This is a genomic window from Nocardia sp. bgisy118, assembly GCF_057708605.1.
Window position 1 is genome coordinate 51934 of record NZ_JBYISM010000005.1, and the last position, 24063, is coordinate 75996.

Annotated in this window: 23 protein-coding genes; 9 read left to right on the plus strand and 14 right to left on the minus strand. The window is 69.5% G+C overall.

Annotated features, from left to right (window positions below; all coding sequences use genetic code 11):
• The first annotated feature begins 45 nt into the window (after positions 1 to 45).
• Positions 46 to 801 carry an ABC transporter permease gene (locus AC3EO7_RS07830; RefSeq protein ID WP_435590850.1) on the plus strand — a complete coding sequence of 252 codons (756 nt, stop codon included), beginning with the start codon at positions 46 to 48 and terminating at the stop codon, positions 799 to 801.
• 6 nt (positions 802 to 807) lie between these two features.
• On the opposite strand, the gene AC3EO7_RS07835 is transcribed toward AC3EO7_RS07830, so the two are convergent.
• From AC3EO7_RS07835 to ligD, 7 genes are all read right to left on the minus strand, one after another.
• A complete protein-coding gene (locus AC3EO7_RS07835) occupies positions 808 to 1569 on the minus strand; it encodes a MerR family transcriptional regulator (RefSeq protein WP_431962737.1) in 762 nt (253 codons plus the stop codon).
• A gap of 153 nt (positions 1570 to 1722) precedes the next feature.
• On the minus strand, positions 1723 to 3228 hold the full coding sequence (locus tag AC3EO7_RS07840) for a flavin-containing monooxygenase (RefSeq protein WP_435590851.1): 1506 nt from the start codon (positions 3226 to 3228) through the stop codon (positions 1723 to 1725).
• Complete coding sequence (locus AC3EO7_RS07845) at positions 3225 to 4169, minus strand: ferritin-like domain-containing protein (protein WP_435590852.1); 945 nt, start codon at positions 4167 to 4169, stop codon at positions 3225 to 3227. The genes AC3EO7_RS07840 and AC3EO7_RS07845 overlap by 4 nt, the downstream gene beginning before the upstream one ends.
• Before the next feature lies 1 nt (position 4170).
• Entirely contained in the window at positions 4171 to 5070 is a 900-nt protein-coding gene (locus tag AC3EO7_RS07850) for an SDR family NAD(P)-dependent oxidoreductase (RefSeq protein ID WP_435590853.1), read from the minus strand.
• 1 nt (position 5071) lies between these two features.
• A complete protein-coding gene (locus AC3EO7_RS07855; RefSeq protein ID WP_435590854.1) occupies positions 5072 to 6058 on the minus strand; it encodes an alpha/beta hydrolase in 987 nt (328 codons plus the stop codon).
• 222 nt (positions 6059 to 6280) lie between these two features.
• Positions 6281 to 7231 (minus strand): D-isomer specific 2-hydroxyacid dehydrogenase family protein, encoded by a 951-nt coding sequence (locus AC3EO7_RS07860; protein WP_435590855.1) that lies wholly within the window; start codon positions 7229 to 7231, stop codon positions 6281 to 6283.
• 158 nt (positions 7232 to 7389) lie between these two features.
• Positions 7390 to 8349 (minus strand): non-homologous end-joining DNA ligase, encoded by a 960-nt coding sequence (ligD, locus tag AC3EO7_RS07865; RefSeq protein WP_431962749.1) that lies wholly within the window; start codon positions 8347 to 8349, stop codon positions 7390 to 7392.
• A gap of 118 nt (positions 8350 to 8467) precedes the next feature.
• On the opposite strand from ligD, the gene AC3EO7_RS07870 reads away from it, so the two are divergent.
• Both AC3EO7_RS07870 and AC3EO7_RS07875 read left to right on the plus strand, forming a co-directional pair.
• Complete coding sequence (locus tag AC3EO7_RS07870; RefSeq protein ID WP_435590856.1) at positions 8468 to 8719, plus strand: DUF6364 family protein; 252 nt, start codon at positions 8468 to 8470, stop codon at positions 8717 to 8719.
• On the plus strand, positions 8716 to 9024 hold the full coding sequence (locus AC3EO7_RS07875; RefSeq protein ID WP_431962753.1) for a hypothetical protein: 309 nt from the start codon (positions 8716 to 8718) through the stop codon (positions 9022 to 9024). The genes AC3EO7_RS07870 and AC3EO7_RS07875 overlap by 4 nt, the downstream gene beginning before the upstream one ends.
• 9 nt (positions 9025 to 9033) lie before the next feature.
• Here AC3EO7_RS07875 and AC3EO7_RS07880 read toward each other — a convergent pair whose 3' ends face one another.
• Positions 9034 to 11166: a RecQ family ATP-dependent DNA helicase gene (locus AC3EO7_RS07880; RefSeq protein WP_435590857.1), complete on the minus strand. Its 2133-nt coding sequence runs from the start codon at positions 11164 to 11166 to the stop codon at positions 9034 to 9036.
• A gap of 188 nt (positions 11167 to 11354) precedes the next feature.
• On the opposite strand from AC3EO7_RS07880, the gene AC3EO7_RS07885 reads away from it, so the two are divergent.
• Positions 11355 to 11837, plus strand: a complete 483-nt coding sequence (locus AC3EO7_RS07885; protein ID WP_431962757.1) for a hypothetical protein — start codon at positions 11355 to 11357, stop codon at positions 11835 to 11837.
• Positions 11838 to 12008: 171 nt separating this feature from the next.
• Here the strand turns inward: AC3EO7_RS07885 and AC3EO7_RS07890 are convergent, their stop codons facing one another.
• Positions 12009 to 13427 carry a lipase family protein gene (locus AC3EO7_RS07890; protein WP_435590858.1) on the minus strand — a complete coding sequence of 473 codons (1419 nt, stop codon included), beginning with the start codon at positions 13425 to 13427 and terminating at the stop codon, positions 12009 to 12011.
• A 238-nt stretch (positions 13428 to 13665) separates the two neighbouring features.
• Positions 13666 to 14163 (minus strand): NUDIX hydrolase, encoded by a 498-nt coding sequence (locus AC3EO7_RS07895; protein WP_435590859.1) that lies wholly within the window; start codon positions 14161 to 14163, stop codon positions 13666 to 13668.
• Between the two features lie 211 nt (positions 14164 to 14374).
• On the opposite strand from AC3EO7_RS07895, the gene AC3EO7_RS07900 reads away from it, so the two are divergent.
• Positions 14375 to 14893, plus strand: coding sequence for an AAA family ATPase (locus AC3EO7_RS07900; protein ID WP_435590860.1), 519 nt, complete (start codon positions 14375 to 14377; stop codon positions 14891 to 14893).
• Positions 14894 to 15008: 115 nt separating this feature from the next.
• Here the strand turns inward: AC3EO7_RS07900 and AC3EO7_RS07905 are convergent, their stop codons facing one another.
• The 4 genes from AC3EO7_RS07905 to AC3EO7_RS07920 form a co-directional block, all read right to left on the minus strand.
• Positions 15009 to 16232 (minus strand): RtcB family protein, encoded by a 1224-nt coding sequence (locus AC3EO7_RS07905; RefSeq protein WP_431962761.1) that lies wholly within the window; start codon positions 16230 to 16232, stop codon positions 15009 to 15011.
• A 222-nt stretch (positions 16233 to 16454) separates the two neighbouring features.
• Entirely contained in the window at positions 16455 to 17555 is a 1101-nt protein-coding gene (locus AC3EO7_RS07910) for an amidohydrolase family protein (RefSeq protein WP_431962763.1), read from the minus strand.
• A complete protein-coding gene (locus AC3EO7_RS07915) occupies positions 17555 to 18916 on the minus strand; it encodes a type I glutamate--ammonia ligase (protein WP_431962765.1) in 1362 nt (453 codons plus the stop codon). Before AC3EO7_RS07915 ends, AC3EO7_RS07910 begins: the two co-directional genes overlap by 1 nt.
• A 121-nt stretch (positions 18917 to 19037) precedes the next feature.
• Complete coding sequence (locus AC3EO7_RS07920; RefSeq protein ID WP_435590861.1) at positions 19038 to 19916, minus strand: ribokinase; 879 nt, start codon at positions 19914 to 19916, stop codon at positions 19038 to 19040.
• 117 nt (positions 19917 to 20033) lie between these two features.
• Here AC3EO7_RS07920 and AC3EO7_RS07925 point away from each other — a divergent pair, with 117 nt between their 5' ends.
• From AC3EO7_RS07925 to AC3EO7_RS07940, 4 genes are all read left to right on the plus strand, one after another.
• A complete protein-coding gene (locus tag AC3EO7_RS07925; protein ID WP_431962769.1) occupies positions 20034 to 21299 on the plus strand; it encodes a glutamate-5-semialdehyde dehydrogenase in 1266 nt (421 codons plus the stop codon).
• 64 nt (positions 21300 to 21363) lie between these two features.
• Positions 21364 to 22239: an AAA family ATPase gene (locus tag AC3EO7_RS07930; RefSeq protein WP_435590862.1), complete on the plus strand. Its 876-nt coding sequence runs from the start codon at positions 21364 to 21366 to the stop codon at positions 22237 to 22239.
• A 3-nt stretch (positions 22240 to 22242) separates the two neighbouring features.
• Complete coding sequence (locus AC3EO7_RS07935) at positions 22243 to 23670, plus strand: vWA domain-containing protein (RefSeq protein WP_431962772.1); 1428 nt, start codon at positions 22243 to 22245, stop codon at positions 23668 to 23670.
• A 1-nt stretch (position 23671) separates the two neighbouring features.
• Positions 23672 to 24010, plus strand: coding sequence for an MmcQ/YjbR family DNA-binding protein (locus AC3EO7_RS07940; protein ID WP_431962774.1), 339 nt, complete (start codon positions 23672 to 23674; stop codon positions 24008 to 24010).
• Positions 24011 to 24063: the final 53 nt, after the last annotated feature.

Sequence of the window (24063 nt, forward strand, 5' to 3'; positions counted from 1 at the left end):
CCTGTCCAGCCCTGGCAGGACGACGCGCGCACTCGCCCGGCGCGGATGAGACGGTTGGCGGCGGCGGTCGCGGATTCCGCGGTCATGTTCCGGCGCGCGACGCGCCGTACCCTGCGCAGCCGCGACACCCTGATCGTCTCGCTGCTGCTGCCGATCCTGATCATGCTGCTGTTCGTCTACGTCTTCGGCGGCGCGATCCAGGTCGGCATGCCCTACCTCGATTATGTGCTGCCGGGAATCATCCTGCTGTGCACTGGTTTCGGCGCGTCCATTACCGCGACGGCGGTATCGACGGACATGATCTCCGGCGCTGTGGAGAGGTTCCGTACGCTGCCCGCCTTCCGGCAGGCGCTGCTCGCGGGACATGTGGGGGAGGGCGTCGTCCGTAACCTCGCTGCCGTCGGCATCGTGCTCGCGATCGCCTTCGCGCTCGGATTCCGTTCCGGCGCAGGCATGTTCGACTGGGCGGCCGCGTTCGGGCTCATCGTGTTGTTCGTGCACGCCGTCACCTGGATCGCGGTCGCGCTCGGCGTGCTGGCCAGGAGTCCGGAGGCCGCGGGCGGGTTCACCTACGCCGTCATGTTCGTTCCTTATGTCAGCGGCGCGTTCGTCCCGATCGGTACCATGCCCGGCTGGCTGCGCTCGTTCGCCGAGAACCAGCCCGCCACACCGGTGATCGGCACCGTGCGCGGTCTCCTGGCGAGCGGCGGGGGAGGGCAGGCCGTCGCGGCGGTGCTGTGGTGTCTCGGGCTCACCGCCGTCGGGTACGGCTGTGCCGCGGTGCTCTACGCGCGGCGATGACGTGCGTCAGGAGCGTTTGCCGGTGCGCTTGGCTTCCCGCTCGGCGGCGGTGGCGAGATACTCGCCGAGTTCGCGGCGCAGCGTCACGTCGAGCGACCGCGCGAGGGTGGCGTGCACCGACGCGGTGGCCAGCTCCCGCATCTTGTTCAACATCGTTGTGGTCTCGGCGATTTCGCCGCTGGTCTCGGGCAGCCAGCCCGGGCCGTGCTCGTCGATGATGTGCTGCTTGGCGGCGGTGATCATGATGTGGGTGATGTCGTCGATCCGGTCGGCGACCTTGGCGTAGATCTCGATGAGGGTGCGTAGCTCCAAGCCGTATTCGTGCAGTTCGGCGAAGGAGGCCAGCAGCTGGGTGTCGGTGAACACCACGGTCTCGCCCTCGACCCGGACCAGCTTCATCTCGGTCAGCCGGTCGACCAGATCGGCGGCCTCGGCGCCGAGCAGCGTCTCGATCAGCTCGCGCGGGACCTCGAAGGTCTCGGTCTTCGCCCAGGCGGCGGTGACCGCGTGCTGGAGGCCGAGCACCTCGGTCAGGTCCTTGCCGGTCTCCCAGCTGGTGATGAAATCGGCGATGTGCGCGGTGGTGAAGCCGCGCTGCAACAGCGCGTCGATCAGCCGCAGCCGGTCCAGGTGCGTTTCGTCGTAGATGCTTGCCCTGCCGTCCTTGCCGATCGGCGGCGGCAGCAGGCCGCGCTCCTGGTAGGCGCGCACGTTGCGGGTGGTGGTGCCCGCCGCGCGGGCCAGATCGTCGATCCGATACTCGGCCACCGTGCTCACCTCCTCGCCCGCCGCGGCGCACCGGATGCCCCGGCGGCCGCGACCTTGATCGTCGAAAGAACCGAGTCTAGCGAGACGAGCCCGGCGGCACCTACGGGCGCGCGCCGGGCTCACGTCGTTCCGGCGGGTCGGCCGGCTCGCCCGCTAGGAGACCGCCGCGATCCGGGCCGCCCGCGCACCCGCGTCTGCGGCCACCACGTGATAGTCCTCGAGCCGCAGCTCGCGCAGCTGGTGCACGTACTGCGTCGCGAAACCGGGATACATGGTGGCGTTGAAGCCGTCGTCGGTCAGGTACCAGCTGTGGCAGCCGGAGTTCCAGGTGGTCGCGGTGAGCCTGCGCTGGATCGCCGTGTTGTATCGGTCCTGGCGGTCCCTGCGGACGTCGAGCATGCGCAGGTCCCGGTCCAGGACGGTGCCGATCGCCTCGACCAGGTAGTCGATCTGGGCCTCCATGTACACCAGCGCCGAATTGTGGCCGGGTCCGGAATTCGGCCCGAAGGTGAAGAACAGATTCGGATAGCCCGACACGGCGACGCTCTTGTACGCGTACGCGCCCCGCGACCACTCCTCGGCGAGCACCCGGCCGTCGCGGCCGGTGATCGGGATCGGCGTCCCGGCTTTGGACACGTCGAACCCGGTCGCGAACACGATGCAATCCGCCTGGTGCTCAACACCTTCCGCGGTGCGGATGCCGTGCGGTGCGAGTCGCGCGATCGGCCAGGTGATCAGCTTGCAGTTGTCGCGCTGCAACGCCGGGTAGTAGTCGTCGGTCATCAGCAGGCGCTTGCACCCGGCACGAAAGTCCGGCGTCAGCTGGCGGCGCAGCCACGGGTCGCGCACCTGCCTGCGCAGCTGGGCCCGTCCGGCCAGCTCGACGACGCGGGTCAGCGGGGTGTTCCACACGACGCCGAGCGCCACCGACTCGTGCCCGTAGAACCAGGCGCGCCTGGCCAGCGATTCCGCCCCTGGCACGTGCCGGTAGAGGCTCTTGGTGAGCGGGCTGGTGCGCCGGTTCACCCGGGGCAGCACCCAGCCGGGCGTGCGCTGGAACACCTTGACCGAGGCGGCCTTGTCGACCAGCTCGGGGATGATCTGCACCGCGCTCGCCCCGGTGCCGATCACCGCGACCCGCTTGCCGGTGAAGTCGTAGTCGTGATCCCAACGGGCACTGTGGATCTTGTGCCCTTCGTAGGTCTCTATGCCGCGGAGGGCGGGGAAGCTCGCGTTCGCCAGCGGTCCGGAGGCGAGCACCACGGTGCGTGCCCGCACGGGCGCGGCGCCTTCCACCGCGATGTCCCACATGCCCGCGTCCTCGTCGAACGCGAGTCCGGTGACGGTGCAACCGAATCGAACGTGCGGGCGCAGCCGATACTGCGTCGCCATCGACTCGATGTAGCCGAGGATCTCCGCGCTGCCGGAATAGGTCTGCGACCAGTTCGGATTGGGCGCGAAACTGTAGGAGTAGAGCCGCGACGGAATGTCGCAGGCCGCACCGGGATAGGTGTTGTCGCGCCAGGTGCCGCCGAGTGCGGTGTCGCGCTCCAGGATGGCGAAGTTCTCGATGCCGCGCTGTTTCAAACGGATCGCGGCGCCGATGCCAGCGAAGCCGCCGCCGATCACCGCGACGTCGAGCGTCTGTGTATTGGTCATGGCGTTGTCCCTCGAGCAGCCGGTTCGTAGGTGATTTCCTTGGCCCAGGTGGGATCTCGGCGCAGCAACCGCTTCGGCACCCGCGCGGTGATCTTGACCAGGGCGTCGGCCAGCACGTGATACGGGTGGTCTCGGTTCACCACCCAGCCGCCGTGCATCTTCACGATCTGATACATCGGCAGCCTGCGCGCGAAATCGCTGCGCTCGCCGACAGTGCGGTAGCGCTTCAGCGCCGTGTAGAGCTTCTCCTCGTCCACGCCCATCGCGACGATGTTGTCGCGCATCTTGTTCAGCAGCGGCACGTAGCTCAGCACGCCGATCAGGAAGGTCGGCTTGACCCAACCGCCGATCAGCTCGATGAGCAGCTTGCGCATCTCGGCGTGCCCGAGCAGATCCATCACCGCGAAATCGACCGCCAGGTGCCGAGATTCGTCGGCATTGATCCGCTTGAACGCCTCCTGGCAGACCGGATCCTCGATCTCGTCCATGATGAACTTGACCAGTGCGCCGTCCAGCGCCACCTCGAGCATCGGGATCACCGTGCCGAGGAACGACAGCGACATGTCGTCGGAGTACTTGTCCAGGAAGTCGATGACCAGCTTGACGTTCACGTTCGGCTGCGGGATCTCGTCGCCGTCGAGCATGCCCCAGCGGCGCATCAGCGCCAGCTCGGCGTTGGCGTGCTTCTGTTCCTCGGCGTGGAAGTAGCGGTAGATCTCGCGCAGGGTTTCGGTGGGCGCCTTCTTGGCCATGGCCGCGAAACCGCGGGCGCCGACGTTCTCGATCCACATGAGGTCGGCCATGAACGGCTTGAGCCGCGCGTGCAGCTCGGGGGTGATGGTCTCCGCGCCGGGAGCGTCCCAGTCGATGTCGGCCAGCGCCCACTGGCGGTCCTTGATCTTGCGGAGCATGTCCTCGAAGTCCATAGCGATGGCGGCCATGTCAGACTCCCGTCTTGTCGGTGACCGCGGCGCGGTCCGGAGTGGTCGAATCGTCCTGCGGCAGCAGGCGTTCCAGCAGGCCGAGGGCGAGGGTGTAGGGCGCGGGGAAGTAGCGCTTGAGGCGCCAGATCAGCTGCGCGTCGAGTTGCGGTACGACGTAGAGGCTGCCGCGGTCGTTGGCGTCGAGCGTGATGCGTGCGACGTGTTCCGGGGTGAAACCGGTCCAGCGCATGAGAGTTTCGGCCAGCCGCATGGACTGGGCGGTGATGCGTCCGTCCTTGGCCACGTTGGTCTTGACGAAGGTCGGGCACAGCACCGTGACCGCGACTCCGCTGCCGCTCAGTTCGGCGGCCATGGTCTCCGACAGCGAAAGCACCGCGGCCTTGGAGGTGTTGTAGACGGCCATGGAGGGCGCGGCCGCGAAGGCGGCCGCCGAGGCGACGTTGACGATGCCGCCGCGGCCCGCCTCCCGCAGCATCGGGGTGAAGATCTCGCAGCCGTGCACCACGCCCCAGAGATTGGTGCCCAGCGCCCACTCCCAGTCGGCGAAACCGATGGCGCCCACGGGTTTACCGCCGATGCCGACACCCGCGTTGTTGATCACCAGAGAGACCGGCTTGTCGAAAACCGATTCGGCGAAGCGAGCCAGCACCTCCACATCCGCGCGCTGGGACACATCGCAGCGGAAGGCGTGCGCGGCGCCGGGATGGGTGCGCTCGATGATCGCGACGGTCTGCTCGGCGCGCGCCTGGTCGATATCGGCGCAGATCACCTGACCGCCGCGGGCGGCGAGCTCGACCGCGAAGGCGCGGCCGATGCCGCTGCCCGCGCCCGTCACCACAGCCCGCGCCCCGTGGCTGCGGCGCGATCGAAAGCTCAGCGAGACAAGTCTTTCCAACATCTCAGCTCACCTGTTCCACATCGGTGCGCGCGGCCCATGCCGCGCCGAGAAATTCCGCGGTCCTGCGCAGCGCCAGGTCGGCCTCCGGAACCAGCCGGGGCAGCGCCTGGAAGACGTGCACCTGGCCCGGCCAGATCTCCAGCTCGCAGACGCCGCCCGCGGCGCGCACCAGTTCGTGCAGCCGCCGCGCGTCCGCGCTGAGCATCTCGGCGCCACCGGCCTGGACCAGGATCGGCGGCAGTTCGATGCCAGCGGGCACAGTGAGCCGCAGCCGGGGCGCGTCGGCGGGGAGGCCGCGGGTGTACTGACGAGGCAGCCGGGCGGCGGCGCGCGCCGAGATGACCGGATCGCGTCTGCGCCGTTCCTGTCCGGCGGCGAGGCTCAAGGTGAGGTCGAGCAGCGGCGAGAACATCGCCACGGCGGCAGGCGGCGGCAGCGCGCGGGTCCCGTTCTGCACCAGCAGATCGAGCGCGAGGTGCCCGCCCGCCGAATCACAGGCGATGGCGAGGTCTTTCGCCTCGTAGCCGCGATGGAGCAGCCACCGGTAGCCCGCCGCCACATCGTCGGCCGCGGCGGGGAAGCGGTGCTCCGGCGCCAGCCGGTAATCGATGAGGAATACCGGGCGACCGGTCTCGCGGGAGAGCCGGGCGGCGAGCCCGCGGTGGGTGCGGGCAGAGCAGAGGACGTACCCGCTGCCGTGGATGTAGTAGATCGCGCGCCTGCCGAATTCGACGCCCGGTGCTCGCACCCATTCGCCGCGCACCGCGCCCGCGCGAACCGGGGCGACGCTGGTGCCTGCCGGTGGTGGTCCGGCCGCGGCCATGATCGCAGCGATGAGGTTGCGCGCGAACCAGATGCCCGGCGTGTTCAGGGGAATGGCGCAGTTCAGCGGCCGCAATCCGTACTCGGCGGCCGCGGCGGCAAGACCGGCACGCAGGGAGGGCGCGGCGGGAACGCCGGGGACCGAGGTCCTCGTTGACCTTGTCATGGGATCAAGGATCATCTGTGAATGTGCCATTTGTCAATGGCAGATTAGGGCGCTCTCGTCACGACGTCATCGCGAACGGCGGGGTGGCGATGCTCGTGCGCGCCGAATGCGGCGGTTTCGCCTCGACGGGGTCCTGTGCGCCGGGTGCGGACCCGTGGCCGGGTGTGGTGGAACTCGCCGGTCGGCTCGGTGCGGTCCCTGTCGCCGGGGCCCGTGCGGAGGTCAGTAGCCGCGCGCGGGATCGATCGGCGCGAGCAGTTCGCGCCCCTCGACGAACCGGACGACGTTCGCCTCGACATGGTCGGCGAACGCGGCGAAACGCAGCTGCGGCGGATTCGAATCGTGCGGCGTCACAATGGCATTCGGCAGCACCCAGAGCGGGTGCCCGTCCGGCAGCGGCTCCGGGTCGGTGACGTCGAGCCCGGCGCCGCCGATCGCGCCGACAGCGAGCGCCGCCACCAGCGCGTCCGTGTCGACCAGGCTGCCGCGGGCCACATTGATCACCCACGAGGAGGGCTTGAGCCGGGCCAGCACGTCGGCGCTGATCAGGTGCTGGGTGTCCGCGGTCGCGGGCGCGGCCACCACCACGTGATCGGTGCGCGGCCACACCCTGGACACCTGCTCGGCCGAGATCGTCTCGACCGTCGACGGAATGCCTGGACCGGTGACCGGTCGACCGGACCGGTTCACCGCGATGATGTGCGCGCCGAGCGGGACGAGCATCGGGATCAGCGCGCGGCCGATGCCGCCCGCGCCGACGATGGTGACGGTCTTACCGCGCAGGGTGCCGACGTGCGGGAAGAAGTCCTGCTGGCGCCAGCTGCCCGCGCGCAGCTGTTCGGGCAGGTAGCGCACCCCGGCGAGCAGCATCATCAGCGCGTGCTCGGCCACACTGGCGGCGAAAGCGCCTGCGGCGGAGGTGAACCGGACGTTCGGATGCCGGGCGATCAGACCCCCGGTGAACCAGTCCTCGACGCCCGCCGCGGGCAGCTGCACCCACTCGACGGAGTCGGGCAGCCGCTCCGGGAACTCCCCGGGCCCGCCCGCCCAGATCAACGCCCGCGCCTCGGCGAGGTCGCTCAGCGTCGCGCCGCCCTCGGTGACGGCCTTCTCCAGCAGCGTCGGCGCGGGTTGGGTGGGACCGATCGCGATCGGGACCGGCGTCTCGTTCACGACCGCGCCTCGCCGACGCTCGGCTCCGTCGCGCGCGAGGACACGCTGAGCCACTGGACCACTCGATGACGCTCGATCACGATCGCGGACCTCCTTCGCCGGCACCGACGGTCCGTGCTCGGACCGACTGCTCGCCACCGCGACGGTAGCACCACGCGTTAAGAATCCTCCTCCGGCGGATCCACCTCGAGGCGCTCCCGGTCTGCCCACTCCAGCAGCTCGTCGATGGCGAAGACGGCGTCATCGATTCCGGCGTGCAGGTCGCCGAGCTCGGCGTAACGGGACGGCACCGTCTTTATCGTGAAGTCGCGCGGATCGATATCGGGGATCTCGTCCCAGCGGACCGGAGTGGAGACGGTCGCCTCCGGTACGCCGCGCACCGAGTAGGCCGCGGCAATGGTGTGGTCGCGGGCGTTCTGGTTGTAGTCGACGAACAGCAGCTTCGGATCGCGGTCGCGTCGCCACCAGGTGGTCGTGACGTCGTCGGGGGCGCGGCGCTCCACCTCGTGCGCGAATGCCAGCGCGGCCCTGCGCACGTCGGCGAAACCCCACTCCGGTGCGATCCGCACGTACACGTGCAGTCCGTTGCCGCCCGAGGTCTTCGGCCAGCCGACGGCGCCGAGTTCGTCGAGCACCTCGTGCACCACGCCCGCGACGCGCTGCACCCGCGACCACGGGCAGTCCGGCATCGGGTCCAGGTCGATGCGCCACTCGTCGGGGCGTTCGGTGTCGGCGCGGCGGGAGTTCCACGGATGGAACTCGACCGTCGACATCTGGACGGCCCAGATCACGTCGGCCAGTTCCCGCACGCACAGCTCGTCGGCGTGACGGCCGTAGCGCGGGAAGAAGACGCGCACCGTCGGAATCCACTCCGGAGCACCCTGCGGCAGGCGCTTCTGGTGCACCTTGTCGCCGGCCAGGCCCTTGGGGAAGCGGTGCAGCATGCACGGACGGTCGCGCAGAGCGTTGACGATGCCGTCGCCGACGCTCAGGTAGTACTGCACGAGGTCGAGCTTGGTCGCGCCGGACTCGGGGAAGTACACCCGATCCGGGTTCGAGATGCGCACGGTGCGGTCACCGACGTCCAGCTCGACGGCCGATGCGGACTTGCTCGCCACGGTCCGAGCTTAACGGGCCAGGGCGCACGACGTCCGTCGAAAACGCGGGCCTCGCGGCGTCCGATCGGGCACGCCGCACTGGTTCCGCGCGGTGCACCGTTCTGGTATGCATGAAGGTATGAGTAAGGCGACGCGCATCACGGTGACGCTGGATCCGCAGGTCGCCGAATGGGCCAAGCAGGCCGCCGAACGCCAGAACCGCAGCCTTTCGTCGCTGATCAACGCGTCGCTGCGCTCCGCGCTCGTGCACGACAGTCTCACCAGCATCGCCGTCGACGACGCCGCCGACCTGGCCGCCGCCCACGACGAACTCGACCTCACCGAGTCCGCCGCCGCCGACGCCCGCCGCCGGTCCCGCGGTGCCGCATGAGGCGCGGCGAGATCTGGAGCTACGCACCGACTCTCAGCGACGGCACCCCCTTCCCCCGGCGCAGCACGGTGGTGCTCGTCTCCGACCCGGCCGTCATCACCTCGCCGTACCGCTGGCTGCACGTCGTCCCGGTGGTGGTGAGCGATCCCGGCCATGTGCTCGGCGTGTACACCGAACACGGCTGGGTGGACGCGCTGGAACTGCACCGGGCCTACCGGCCGTGGCTCACCGAGAAGCTGGGGAAGTTGACCGCCGCGGAGAGCGAGTCACTGGACGCGAGTCTGCGGGCGACGCTGAGTTTGTAGGCGACCCGGTCAGGTGACCGAGGCCAGCGCGAAGGGGAGGACAGCGGGTGCGCCCGCGCGGCGGAGGGCGTGGGCGGCGACCGTGAGGGTCCAGCCGGTGTCGGTGCGGGCGTCGACCAGGAGAATCGGGCCGTCGACGCCGGAGAGGTCGGGAACGTCCCACGAGTCGTAGAGGCCCGCGACGCGGTGCGCGGAGTTGGCCGCGGAGACCGGTGGCTGCCCGGGCCGGGTCGCGAGGGTGCCGAGATCGCGGAGCCTGCCGACCTCGGCGAGGCGGGCGGCGAGAGTGGCGGTCAGCACGGCGTGGCGATCGGACGCCAGGGCCATGACCGAGGTGGGGCGGGTGGACCAATCCCACTCGCGCAAGACCACGATGCAGGCGTCGAAGACGGCGTCGGGGACGGGATCGTCGGGAGCGTCCAGCAGGGCGCGCAGGCGTTGACCCCAGCCGAGATCGGTGAGCCTGCCGAGCACTCGGCCGGTCTCCGCGCCGTCACCGATCTTGCCCGACAACGGGATACCGAGCTTGGCCATGCCGGTCGGCCACTGTTTGCGCGGCGCGAGGTCCAGGCCGGGGCGGTCCAAGCGGGCGCGGGTGGCCGCGACGGCATCGGCGTCGACCGTGGCGTCGGGGCGCGACCCGGTGCAGTTGTCGCAGCGAGCGCAGCCAGGCGTTTGTGCGTCCAGTGCGGGCAGGCCAGGGTCGTCGAGCTGGCGGCGCAGGAAGTTCATCCGGCAGCCGGTGGTCGACTGGTAGTCCAGCATCGCTTGCTGTTCGACGTCGCGGGCCGCGGCCAGACGTTCGTAGCGCTCGGTGTCGTAGGCCCACGGCTCGCCGGTGCTGATCCAGCCGCCGCGCACCCGGCGCACCGCGCCGTCCACGTCCAGCACCTTGAGCACCATCTCCAGCCGGGAACGGTTCAAGTCCACCAGCGGCTCCAGCGCCGCGGTGGACAGCGGACGGTCCAGGTCGAGGGCGTCCAGCACGGTGCGCACGATGTGCTCGCGCGGGAAGGCCACCGAGGCGAAGTAGCTCCAGATCCGGGTGTCCTCCGGGCCGGGCAGCAGCACCACCTCGGCGCGCTCGGTGCCGCGACCCGCGCGGCCCACCTGCTGGTAGTAGGCGATGGGTGAGGAGGGCGCGCCGACGTGCACGACGAAACCGAGATCGGGTTTGTCGAAGCCCATGCCGAGCGCGGAGGTCGCGATGAGCGCCTTGACCTCGTTGCGCAGCAGCGCCGATTCCAGCGCCTCGCGTTCGGCCGGGTCGGTCTGCCCGGTGTAGGCCGCGACGGTGTGGCCGTGCGAGTTCAGCACGTCGGCCAGGTCGTGGGCGGCCGCGACGGTCAGCGTGTAGACGATGCCGGAGCCGGGCAGCCGGTGCAGGTGGCCGCTCAGCCAGGCCGTGCGCTCGACCGCGTCCTCCAGGCGCACCACCGACATGTGCAGCGACTCCCGGTCGAGCGTGCCGCGCAGCACCAGGGTGTCGGTGCCGATCTGGGTCGCGACATCGGTGACCACGCGGTCGTTGGCGGTCGCGGTGGTGGCCAGCACCGGCACGTCCGAGCCGAGATCGGCGATCAGGGTGCGGATGCGACGGTAGTCGGGCCGGAAATCGTGGCCCCAGTCGGACACGCAGTGCGCTTCGTCGATGACCACGAGGCCCGCGTCGGCGGCCAGCTTCGGCAGGACCTGATCGCGGAAGTCCGGATTGTTCAGCCGCTCCGGGCTGACCAGCAGGACGTCGATCTCGCCACCGGCGACCCGATCGTGGATCTCGTCCCACTCGGTGACATTGCCCGAGTTGATGGTCGCCGCGATCACTCCGGCGCGCTCGGCCGCCGCCACCTGATTGCGCATGAGCGCGAGCAGCGGCGACACGATCACCGTCGGGCCCCGGCCTTCGGCGCGCAGCAGCTTCGCCGCGATGAAATAGACGGCCGACTTGCCCCACCCAGTGCGCTGCACGACCAGGGCGCGCTGCCGCCGCACCACCAGCGCCTCGATCGCGGTCCACTGATCCTCCCGTAGCCGCGCGCCCGCCCCCGCCAGCTCGCGCAGCAGCCCTTCGGCCCGCTCCCGCAGGTCGGAAGCGGTGCCGTCGATCGCGAAACTCTCCTCGGCCGTGGTCACGCGCTCCATGGTGCCCCATCCCACTGACACCTTCCGCCGCCCGCCCCCGCGTCGACGCGCCGAGCAGATTCCCACGAAGTCCCGATCCGCCACCGAACCGGCGGCTTCGCGAGATCATCGTGGTACCCCGTGGTCGCGCGAGAGCACCGCCGCGGGGCGACGATGAACAGCGATGGCGGGATCGCAGGAGGCGAACGATGTCGTACCAGTACCAGCCGCCCCCGAACTGGACCCCGCCCGGCGCGCAGTTCCGCACCAGTGGGAACGCAGGACGCACGCTCGTCGCGGTGCTGACGGGATTGGTGGTGACGCCGATCGGGATCGCGTTGGCCGCGCACGGCGCCGCCGATACCCGACAGTGGGTGATCCTCGGCGACACCGCCGACCGCCTCGGCTCGACCTTCCAAATCATCGGCGGCGCAGCGCTTCTGCTCTTGGTCGCCGCCCTGGCGGCCTACTCGCCCGTGGGAACGGTCCTGGCCGGTCTGGTATGGGGTGTGTTCCCCGGCATCGTCTACTTCCTGTTCCCGGACGACACTTTCCGTCTCATCGACGGGCTGCCGCTACTGTCCGCGGAGACGCGCCTGGCTGTGCACGCCTGGGTGATCAACGGCAGCATCTTCCTAGCCGGTGTGCTGCTCGTCGGTGCGGGTATCGCGGGCACGTTGCGCCGCCGCTGAATTCGGCGCGCGATGGGCTCGCGGCGACGGTGTGCGCTTCGCTTGGCGCTGCCGCGCTGGGCGAGTCGCAGGTGTCGCGGAGCCATCCGCGACACCTGCGCACGTCTGATGACCCGAATGTGCGTTCCGGGGTAATCGCATTCCGTGAGCGCGGTGACGACGTGCCCGGCGTCACCGATGTCCGAGGATCGCGGCCAGTAGACCGCCGGTGTAATCGGGTCCGAGGGTGCTCAGCGCGGCAGGTGTGGTCGGGGTCGACACCGTCTGGATGTCGCAACCGGTCGGCGGGAAGCCCGCATCGGCGGCTCGGTCCTTCAGCCAAGCGAAAGCGGCGGGCGCGCCGAGACCCCATTCGAAGGTGTGCGCGGAGATCACGGAGGCGATGACATCGCGCCGGTAGGTCACGGAAGTGCCTGCGGCGCAATATCCGTCGACGAACTGATCGGCGGACGCGATGGTGCTCAATTCGTCGTCGACGGCGTTGTAGACATACAGCGGCGCGGTGGGGGCGGTATCGCCCAGAGCTCGTTCCGCGAGCACGCGCTGGGTGAGTGGCGCGCTCATGACCTGCTGCAACGGCTCGGTCAAGAGGCTGTCGAAGTCACGGAACGCGAAGCTGACCAGGTTCTGCGGTGTGCAGCTCGCCGCCGCTCCCGCGAGCAGCTGCTGGCCTTCCTCGGTGACGATGCGATCGAGGAGCTCCGCGAATTCGGGAGAGTCCTGCCGCAATGCTGCCACGCCGACCGCGACCAAACCGGCTACCGGAGAACCGTTTCCATTCATGATCGCGGCGGCGAAATCCGGAACCGGCGCACCGATGGCCATCCCCGCGACGTTCAGTTCCGGTGCGTACGTCGGCTGCACCTGCGCGGCCCACGTCGTGGCGATTCCGCCGCCGGAGTACCCCCAGAACAGTGCGGGCGTCTCCGCCCCGATCGGACCGAGCGCGGCGAGGTTCTGCGCGGCTCGAACCCCATCGAGCGCAACGTATCCCGGTTCCCGCGGCGTCAGGAACCGATTCTCGACGCCACCGAGGTCAGGCACCGACACCGCCCACCCCTGGGCCAGGCCCGCCGCGATCATCGCGGTTTCGCTGGCTGTCGTGGACAGCGTGATCGGACCACCGCTACCCCCGAACTCGAACCACGGCGCGCCGGTCCGCAGTACGTGCGAGGGCATGCAATTCGGCGCGATCGCGTCGATCATGCTGTCGTACGACAGGATCGCGGTCGCGGGCCTGCCGTGATCCGCCATCAGGATCGTGGTCACCGCGGCGTACGGAGCACCGTTGGCATCCGTTGTCCGATACAGCAACTGCCACGCGCGAATCCGCATGGGAATCAGCTGGAGCGCGGCCGGCGTAATCGGCCGAGACCGCAGGATCGTGCCCGGCTCGGTCGACTCGTAACCGGCCGGAGGCAGATAGAACGCATCGCTGGTGGTCGGAATCGCCACCGCGGGTGAGGCAACCGCGACCAGAACCGCACAGGCCAGGGAGACAGTGAGGACGAGCGCCCCCACCCGCCTCCGCCACTTCCGCACCGGATCGGCCCGCCTCGCCCCCGGCTGTCCCGTCGACGCTGTCTGCATGTGCAGACTATAGAACGCGTTCTAGTTCCTGTTCGCGTTATCGCGCGACGGACACCTTTGCGCCGTCACCTGGCCTCGGCTCTGACTGCCTCATCGGCTGACATCGCTTCCTGGCTGTCTGTACCGAGCCGCCCGAGCGACCCCGGCGGACAACCTAGACGACATGCGCGATGCGACACGGCCGCAGAGTCAGCCTCGGCTATCGACCACATTCCTCACAGATATCTCCAGTCGGTATTCACAAATCTCCGGTCAGCGCGGAGTATCTGCTGAATGCCTCGATGCTGTCGGGGACGAACGGCCGCTGCCGCATATCATTCCGCAACTTCGACTTCGGCACCCAGTCGTACCAGGCGATCTCGGATGGATCCGGAAGAACATCTTGGTCGACGACAGTCTCGTGCAGCCCCAGCCAATACGGCGCGATCGCACCGTGACACAGAAACTTGAACAGAAACCGCGGTCGACACCGCACCCCGAGCTCTTCGGCTAGCTCGCGGCTGGCCGCGTCCCGGTATGACTCGCCCACGGCCACTGCGCCACCGATCAACCAGTTGTAATGCGCAGGGAACAGCGGATCGGTCTCCGGTCGCCGATGAACGAGGATTCGACTTGTGCTGTCCCGACACACAATCGTCGCTACCCGATGCAACCATCGCTCTTGGATCGCTCTGTCCCGGTCGACAATACAGAGAATCCGATCGTGCTCGTCGACCCGTTCCACCAGTTCACCCACGAAGCCCACGATGCCAGCAAAGCCACCTCAGGAGTGTCATGATGTGAGGGTGGTCGTCTAGCTGGGATGCGAGGGCTACCACGGGCTTGGGATGCGCCTGCGCTGCGATAATGATCCTGGGACCAGCGGCCGGGCCCGGAATGTCCCAGCGACCTGGCGCGTAGAGCTGTCCCTGGTGTACGCCCACCGTTCGTGGCCCATCATGGCGGATATGGACAGTGGAACGTCGGCGCAATTGGTTGTCCTGCGTGGAAACTCGGGGTCGGGTAAGTCCACCGTCGCCCGGCAGGTCCAGCATCGCTTCCTGAAAGGACGGTGCGCTGTGGTCGCCCAAGATATTGTCCGCCGCACTATTCTTCGCGAACACGACGAATCCGGTGCTTTCAGCGTGGCACTGATCGAGACGATCGTCGCGTCGTGTCTGGACCGCGGCATGGTCGTGGTAGTCGAAGGCATTCTGGATGCCGACCACTACGGGGCGATGCTCGAGCGGCTGAGGCGTCGCCCAGAGCGAGCTCTGTTCTACGCGTGGGATCTGTCGTTCGAGGAGACCGTACGACGCCACCAGATGCGACCGGAGGCGGCGGAATTCACTGTCGACAATATGCGTTCGTGGTACCACGGCTGGCAACCGTTGCCGTTCGCCGACGAGACACGTATCGACGCGACCTGGAGTCTGGATGCTGCCGTCGAGCGCATCTGTTCAGATCTGTCCAAGCAGGCGCAGTGAGATACCACGCCGGGCTATCCTCAGGCTACGCAAGGGCCGTCGCCAGCCGACGGCCCTGCCGGACCTCCCCGGCTGCGTACCCAGCCGGACCGCGAGGGTCCGGCCGGGTCGGAGGTCAGCCCTTCACGCAGAGGACCTGGCGCAGCGTCGCCACCACGTCGACCAGGTCGCGCTGGGCGGCGATGACTTCGTCGATGTCCTTGTAGGCGGCCGGGATCTCGTCCACCACGCCGGCGTCCTTGCGGGACTCGACGCCCTCGGTCTGGGCGATCAGGTCGGCGACGGTGAACTGCCGCTTGGCGGCGTTGCGGCTCATTCGCCGTCCCGCGCCGTGCGCGGCGGACTGGAAGGAGTCGGGATTTCCCTTGCCTCGCACGACATACGAGCGCGTACCCATCGAGCCAGGGATCAGCGCCAGATCACCCTCGCCCGCGCGGACGGCGCCCTTGCGAGTGACGAGCATCGGCATGCCGTCGATGATCTCCTCCGCCACATAGTTGTGGTGGCAGGAGATCGGCGTCTCGAAACGCACGTCGCGACCGGCGAATTCGTCACGCACCGCACGGCAGACCAGCGCCAGCATCACCGCGCGGTTGCGCGCGGCGTACTCCTGTGCCCAGGTCAGGTCGTGCCGGTAGGCGTCCATTTCCGGTGTGCCGGAGAGGAATACGGCCAGATCCCGGTCCGGTAGGTCCACGTTGTGCGGCAGCGAACGGGCGACGGTCATATGCCGTTCGGCGAGTTCCTTGCCGATGTTGCGGCTACCGGAATGCAGCAGGATCCACACCGTGTCGTCCTGGTCCAGGCAGACTTCGATGAAGTGATTGCCGCCGCCCAAGGTGCCCATCTGCTTGTGCGCCTTGGACTCTCGCGCGCCGACACCCTTGTCGAGCGTGGTGAACGAACCCCAGAACCGGTCCCAGCCCGACCGCAACGTGGCGGTGCCCACGCCGAATGCCGAGGCCTCGGCGCCGACCTTGCCGATGTTGACCGGGTCGTCGTGCGCGTGGAAGCCCACCGGCACGGCGGCCTCGATCCGCGACCGCAGCGAATGCAGGTTGTCGGGCAGGTCGGCGGCCGTCAGATTCGTCCGGACGCTCTCCATACCGCACCCGATGTCCACGCCGACGGCCGCGGGCGCCACCGCGTTCTTCATCGCGATGACCGACCCGACCGTCGCCCCTTTGCCCAGGTGCACGTCCGGCATCACGCGCAGCCCGTGCACCCACTGGAGTTGCGCGATGTTTCGCAGCTGCCGCAGCGCGGCAGGCTCGATATCGTGCTCGTTGGCCCACATCAGCGTCTGCGCCCTGGTGCCGCGCAGCTCGACGGGAAACATCGGTCTACCTTCTTTCTTTCTCTTCGGATAGTTCCACCGTAAAGACTGGTTGACCGCTGCGCACTCGATTAAAACGCGCCGCGACCGGGCTTCGTCGCACCGCACAGCGCCGCGTGGCAGGCCCGTTCCGGCGCCCCCGCCGGGCCCGTCTCGACGCGACTCGCCGTCCCCGATTCGGCGCCCGACGTGCCTCGAGGATTTCCGCGTCGCGGCGATCGCGCTCTACCGCGGTGTGGGCTTCCGCGAGGTGCCGGAGAACGGGTAGTCCCTCGCGGCATTGCCGTGGGCGAGGGTGGAGACGAGGTTGTCGGCGTCGGCGGGGGTGATGACGTCGTCGGCCAGCCATTCGTCGAGCAGCTTGCCGAGGGCGTCGCGCCACAGCACGGCTCCGAGGTAGTGCAGTTCGGGGAGGCCGTAGCCGTCGGAGGAGTAGAGCACCGAGCGGAACGGCGCGAGCTCGAGCGCTTCGGCCAGCAGCGTGCGTGCGCCGCGGCCGACGTGCGGAATGGCGAGCCCGAGATCCATCCGGACGTGCTCGAAGACGTGCGTGAGGTAGGCGGCGTTGCGGTGGAACGGCCAGCAGTGCAACAGCACGACCGTGAGTCCCGTGGGCGCGGTCGCGCGCAGGAAGTCGGTGAGCAGCAGCGGGTCGGCGTGCTGGAGGCGCAGGTCGGGGTCGCCGAAGCCGGTGTGGATCTGTAGCGGCAGGCCGAGTTCCGCGCCGATCCGCGCGCCGAGTCCGACGAGCCAGCCGAGTGTGGCCGGATCGCTGAGCCGGTGTTCGGGCGCGAGCGTCGGCGGCGGCGTGGTGGTCAGCGGGAAGTCCAAGCCGGTCCGGTACGCCGCGACCGTCTTGAGCCCGGCCGCGCCCGCGGCCCGTTCGCGCACCGCGGCCTCGATGCGGTCGAAGGCCTTCGCGGTGCCGCCCACCTCGGCGACGACCTGTTCGGCGACCTGTTCGAGCCGCACGATCTCACCGATCTCCCCACCGGCCAGTTCGCCGAACTCGGCCAGGTCGGTGAGCCCGTCGGGCAGGCCGGTGTCGACGAGCCAGCGCGCCGTGCCCGCCGCGCCGAGCAGCCGCGCGGTCACCTCGCGCCAGCCGAGATCGGCGCGGCGCGCCAGGTAGGCGTCCGCCCCGGTGTGCGGCGGCAGGTCGAGTACGGGGGCGCACCAGCGCCGGACGGCGAGCCCGAGGGCCGAGTCGAACGAACCGCGCGGTCCCTCGCCGAGCAGTGCCTCGAAGCCGGGACGGTCCAGATCGGCCGCCCTGACGCCGTGGCAGTGGTGATCGGTGAGAGTGACGGCGTCGGTGAGCGTCATCAGAACCGCCAGAGCGTGAACGCGACGAGCTCTTCGGGTCTGGCGCCGCGGTAGCGCTCGGCCTCGGCCCGCCGCACGGTGAGCAGCGAGTCGTGTAGTTCGGGCCCCATGGCCTCGGCCAGCACTGTGGACGCGGCCAGGTGCGCGGCCGCCTCCGCTGGATCGGCAGGCAGTCTGCGGACTTGAAAGCGGCGTGCGAAAGTCGCTGGGTCACCGGTGATTTCGTTGGGCAGGATCAGGCCCTCCGCAATGCCCGCGAGTCCGGCGGCGATCACCGCACCGACGATGAGATACGGATTGCCCGTCCCGTCGAAGCATTTGACCTCCGCATTGGCGGCCCAGCGCTCGGTGCCTTGCACACCCGTGACGAAACGAAGTGCCGCCTCACGTGTTTCGCGTCCCCAGCACTGCCAGATCCCCGCCCACCGGGAGGGTTGCAGCCGCAGGAAGCTGGCCGGATTCCCGGCGCCGATCGCGACCAGTGCGGGCAGTTCCCGCAGCACGCCTGCGAGGAACGCCGCGCCCGCCTCCTTCATGCCGTAGGGACCGGGCCCTTCGGCGAACAGCGAACCGTTTTCGTCGTGCGCCGAAAGATGCAGGTGCGCACCGGAACCCGCGCCGCCGGGAGCGAGGCAGGGTGCGAACGTCGCGCGCCAGCCGTACTTCCCGCTGAGCTGCCGGATGGTGTGCCGCAGCAGCACCGCCGCGTCGGCCGCGGCGACCGGATCGCTGGGCGCGATGGAGATCTCCAGCTGCGACACGGCGTATTCCGGGTGAAACTGCTCGACCCTGAGGCCCTGCCGAATCAGCAGGCTCACCAATTCGCGCGCGTACTCGGCTACTTGCCCGAGCCGGATGATGCCGTAGCCCGGGCCGTGGATGGCGGGGGTGAAACCGATCGGATCCTCGGCTCGGCCCAGCGCCCACTCGGTCTCGAAGGCCATCGACAGCCGCACTCCCGCCCGCCGCGCCGCTTCCACCTGCCGCGTCGCGAAACCGCGCTGGCAGGCCGCGAACCGTGTGCCGTCCTGGGTGTACTTGTCGGCGGGCGCCCAGGCCCAGCCGGGCTGACCGGCGAGTTCGGTGAGCGCGGCGAGATCGGGCACGAGCCGCAGGTCCCCGTCGGGTCCGCCGAGATAGCGGCCCACCGTCATCAGATCGTCGAATCCGAAGGTCTCGAAACACGGCGAGACGCCGACGCCGAAGCGCGCCGCATGCGCCAGACGCGCGGCGGGGACCGTCTTCACCCGCGTGATGCCCGCGTTGTCCACGAAGGACAGCGCGATCATCTCGGCGTCGATGTGATCGATCGGCGCCGCCGCGTCCCCGTCGGCCGGAATGCGCTCGGGCATGGTGGGCATGAATCCCAACGATAGGCGCTGCGCGGCGCGGTCGCGGGACAACGCGGGGTGGACGCGCCGGGCCCCGATCGAGCTGCCCGTAGTGGTCCGCTGGGCGGCCCGGAGCGGCGGGAAGGTCCGGCTAGTTCGCGTGCTCGCGCAGTAGGGCCTCGATCCGCTCGCGGTCCGGGATCGCACTGCTGGCGCCGAGCCTGGTGGTGGCGAGAGCGCCTGCGGCGCACGCCCATTCGAGTGCGGCGCGCGGTCCGCGATGCCACGCCGCGGCCAGCGCGCCGGTGAAGGCGTCGCCCGCGCCGGTGGTGTCGACGACGTCCACCGGGACGCCGGGAACCGACAGTTCCGCACCGTCCGGACCGCGATAGGTCGCACCGGCTGCTCCCTGGGTGACCACCAGGTGCCGGACCGCGTGCAGCGCCGCGCCCAGCTGGGCCGCCTCGCCCGAATTCACCACGGCCACATCGACTTCCTCCCACAGCTCGGACGGAAGACGTTGCGCGGGAGATGGATTGAGCATCACGATGGTGCCCTTCGCGCGCGCGTGCCGCGCCGCGGCGGCGACGGTCGGCACTGGAATCTCCAACTGGCACAGCAGGACATCGGACGCGCCGATCAGCGCGAGGTCGTCGGCCGTCAGCTCGGTCAGCGCCGCGTTCGCCCCGCTCACCACGACGATGCTGTTCTCGCCTGTGCTGTCCACCACGATGGCGGCGATCCCGCTCGGGCCAGGCACCGTGCGCAGCCGGTCGGCGCCGACGCCCGACTCGGTGAGCACCCGGCGCAGGTCACCCGCGAAAACGTCCGATCCGACCGCGCCGAGGAACGCTACGGTGCCGCCCGCTCGTCGCGCCGCGATAGCCTGATTCGAGCCCTTGCCGCCGGGGACCATGGTGAACCCGCTGCCGAGCACCGTCTCCCCGGGCGCGGGCCGTCGCCGGGTGGTGGTGACCAGATCCATGTTGATACTGCCGAGCACGGCGATGACGGGGGCGTCAGCGGTCATACCGCCGGACGGTAGTCCCCGGTCGCTCCGCACGCACGCATCCGAACGCCCCGGCCGCGCGCCGGGCTGCTCGTGCACGTGGAAAGCACCGCCGACCCGGTGCGTAGGCTGTTAGCCATGACGGTAGGAACGACGACCGAGCTGGATGTCCGCGAGGCGGTACACGACGCCGCGCGAAAGGCCCGCGTCGCGTCCAGGGCGCTGGCCCAGCTGACCACCGCGCAGAAGAACGAGGCGCTGCACGCCGCGGCGGACGCGCTGCTCGGCGCGGCCGACACCGTGCTTGCGGCCAACGACAAGGACATCGCGACCGCCGAGGCCGCGGGCACCGAGGCCTCGCTGCTCGATCGGCTGCGGCTCACCAAGGCGCGCATCGACGGCATCGCCTCCGGACTGCGCCAAGTCGCCGGTCTGCCGGACCCGGTCGGTGACGTGGTGCGTGGCTCGACGCTGCCCAACGGACTCGAGGTTCGTCAGGTGCGGGTACCGCTCGGTGTGGTCGGCATGGTCTACGAGGCGCGGCCGAACGTCACGGTCGACGCCTTCGGTCTCGCGCTGAAGTCGGGCAACGCCGCACTGCTTCGCGGCTCCTCCTCGGCCGCCGAGTCCAATGCCGCCTTGGTCGACGTCCTGCGCAAAGCCCTGACGGCGCAGGGCATCCCGGCCGACGCCGTGCAGCTGCTGCCCAGCCACGACCGCTCCAGCGTGACCCACCTGATCCAAGCGCGCGGCCTGGTCGACGTGGTGATCCCGCGCGGCGGCGCCGGGCTGATCAACGCGGTGGTGCGCGACGCCACCGTGCCGACCATCGAGACCGGCACCGGCAACTGCCACGTCTACGTGCACGCGGCCGCCGACTTGGAGATGGCCGAGCAGATCCTGATCAACGCCAAGACCCGCCGTCCGAGCGTCTGCAACGCGGCCGAGACGGTCCTCATCGACAAGGCCATCGCCGGCACCGCGCTGCCCAAGCTCACCGCGGCCTTGGAGCGGCACGGCGTCACCATCCACGGCGACCTGCCCGGTCAGGTGCCCGCCACCGACGCCGACTGGGGCGAGGAGTACCTCACCCTGGACATCGCGCTCAAGATCGTCGACGATCTGGACGCGGCCGTGGAGCACATCAACACCTGGGGCACCGGCCACACCGAGGCCATCGTCACCGCCGAGCTGGCGGCGGCGCGGGAGTTCACCGGCCGGGTCGATGCCGCGGCCGTCATGGTCAACGCGTCCACCGCGTTCACCGACGGCGAGCAGTTCGGTTTCGGCGCCGAGATCGGCATCTCGACCCAGAAGCTGCACGCGCGCGGCCCGATGGCGCTGCCGGAGCTCACGTCCACCAAGTGGATCGTCTGGGGCGACGGGCAGACCCGCCCGGCGTAGTCCGCCGCCGCGCGGGCGTTTTCGGAGGCGACAGCCTCCCGCTTTACGAAGGAAGGACTGACCAGTGGCCGATGCACCGCAAGAGCCGATCTTCACCTCGGTCGACGACGTGATCGAGCGGCTCGCCACCACCGGCTATCTGGCCGACAAGGCCACCGCCACCTCGGTGTTCCTCGCCGATCGGCTGGGCAAGCCGCTGCTCATCGAGGGCCCGGCCGGTGTCGGCAAGACCGAGCTGGCCCGCGCGGTCGCGCAGACCGCGGGCGCGGAACTGGTGCGCTTGCAGTGCTACGAGGGCGTCGACGAGGCCCGCGCGCTGTACGAGTGGAACCACGCCAAGCAGATCCTGCGCATCCAGGCCTCCAGCGAAAACGATTGGCAGGAAACGAAGGCCGACGTCTTCACCGAGGAGTTCCTGCTCTCCCGTCCGCTGCTCACCGCGATCCGCCGCACCGACCCGACGGTGCTGCTGATCGACGAGACCGACAAGGCCGACGTCGAGATCGAGGGCCTGCTGCTCGAGGTGCTCAGCGATTTCGCCGTCACCGTTCCGGAACTGGGCACGATCACCGCCAGCCGTAAGCCGTTCGTGGTGCTGACCTCCAACGCCACCAGGGAGCTGTCGGAAGCGCTCAAGCGCCGCTGCCTGTACCTGCACCTGGACTTCCCGCACGAGGAACTGGAGCGCCGCATCCTGGCCAGCCGGGTGCCCGAGCTGTCGGCCGCGGTGTCCGCCCAGCTGGTGCGCATCGTGCACGTGCTGCGCGGCATGCAGTTGAAGAAGCTGCCCTCGGTCGCCGAATCCATCGACTGGGGTCGCACCCTGCTGGCGCTCGGGTTGAAGGACCTGGACGACTCCACCGTGCGCGCCACCCTCGGCGTGGTGCTCAAGCATCAGAGCGATCACCAGCGCGCGCTGGCCGAGCTGAAGCTGGCCTGAGCCATGGTCACGGGATCGGGCCCGGCGGAGACGGTGTCGCTGGACGCCCCGCACGGGCTGCCCGGTCATCTCGTCGGCTTCGTCGAGGCGCTGCGGGCGCGCGGCATTCCGGTCGGTCCGTCGGAGACCGTCGACGCGGGCCGGGTGATGACGGTGCTGGATCTGCTGGACCGCGAGGTGCTGCGCGAGGGTCTGGCCTGCGCGCTGCTGCGCCGCACCACCCATCGCGCGACCTTCGACGGGCTGTTCGACCTGTGGTTCCCGGTGGCGGTGGGGCAGCGCGGCGTCGCCGCGGACGAGGTGGAGATTCCGCGTACGCCCGCCGGTGAGGTGGACATTCCCGCCTTGCGCGAAATGCTGGCCGAACTGCTCGCGATGGACGACCCGGGTCGGCAGCTCGACCAGCTGGTGGGTCAGCTGGTCGAGCAACTCGGCCAGTATCAGTCCGCGCGCGGGCCGTCGTTCTCGGCCTATCAGGCGCTCAAGGAGGTTCAGCCGCAGACGCTGCTCGCCAAGATCCTGGCCGGGCTGGCCGTCGGGCCGGACACCAGCGCGTTCGACGCCGAGGTCGCCCGCCGGGCGGCCCGGCAGCGCATCGACGGCTTCCGCACCGCCGTGGAGGCCGAGACGCGCAGGCGGGTGGCCGAACGCATCGGCCGCGAGCGGGTCGCGAGTTACGGCGTCGCGCGGCAGGCCGAGGACGTGGACTTCCTGCGCGCCTCCGAACGAGAGCTGGCCGAGTTGCGGCGCAGCACCCAGCGGCTGGCCAGGATCCTGGCGTCGCGTCTTGCCGTGCGGCGCAAGCACGCTCGCCGCGGCGAGATCGATCTGCGGCGTACGCTGCGCAAGTCCATGTCGACCGGCGGCGTGCCGATCGACCTGGTGAACCGCAAGCCGCATCCGGGGCGGCCGGAATTGGTTCTGCTGTGCGACGTCTCCGGATCCGTCGCCGGTTTCAGCAATTTCACCCTGCTGCTGGTGAGCGCGTTGCGCGAACAGTTCTCGCGGGTCCGGATTTTCGCGTTCGTCGACAACGCCGACGAGGTGACCCGGTTCTTCGACCCGAACACCCAGCTCGACGAGGCGATGACCAAGATCTTCACCGAGTCCGACGTCGTCGGCTTCGACGGGCATTCCGACTACGGCGGCGCGCTGACCGCGTTCGCCCGCGAATTCCCCGACGCCGTCACCAGCCGCAGCTCCTTGCTGATCCTTGGCGACGCCCGCACGAATTACCGTGACCCGCAGCTGGATACGTTGCGCGCGCTGGTCGGGGTCGCCAAGCACGCGCACTGGCTCAACCCGGAGCCGCGAACCCAGTGGGGCTCCGGCGATTCCGCCGCCGACCGCTACCGCGAGGTGATCGAGATGCACGAATGCCGTTCGGCCAGACAGCTGACCGACGTGGTCTCCCGGCTCCTGCCGATCTGAGATGGACGATGCGCAGCTGCTGGCCTACTGCCTCGCCAAACCGGGCGCCTGGCAGGACGAACCGTGGGAGGGCGATGTGGTCGCGAAGGTCGGCGACAAGATCTTCGCGTTCCTCGGCGGTGCTTCGGTCGGCCTGAAGTGCGGCCGAAACCGCGACGAGGCCGACGAACTCGTGCACATCTACCCGGACGACGTCACCGCCTCGGCCTACATCGGCCGATACGGATGGAACAGCATCCGGCTCGGCGGCGCGGTCCCTACCGACGAGCTGCGCGAGCTCGTCGACCAGTCCTACGACGCGATCGTGAGCAAGCTGCCGAAATCCAAACGCCCCACATAGTCCCGGACGCGCGACGCACGATCAGGATTCGTTAAGGATTTCTTTGGCGGCCC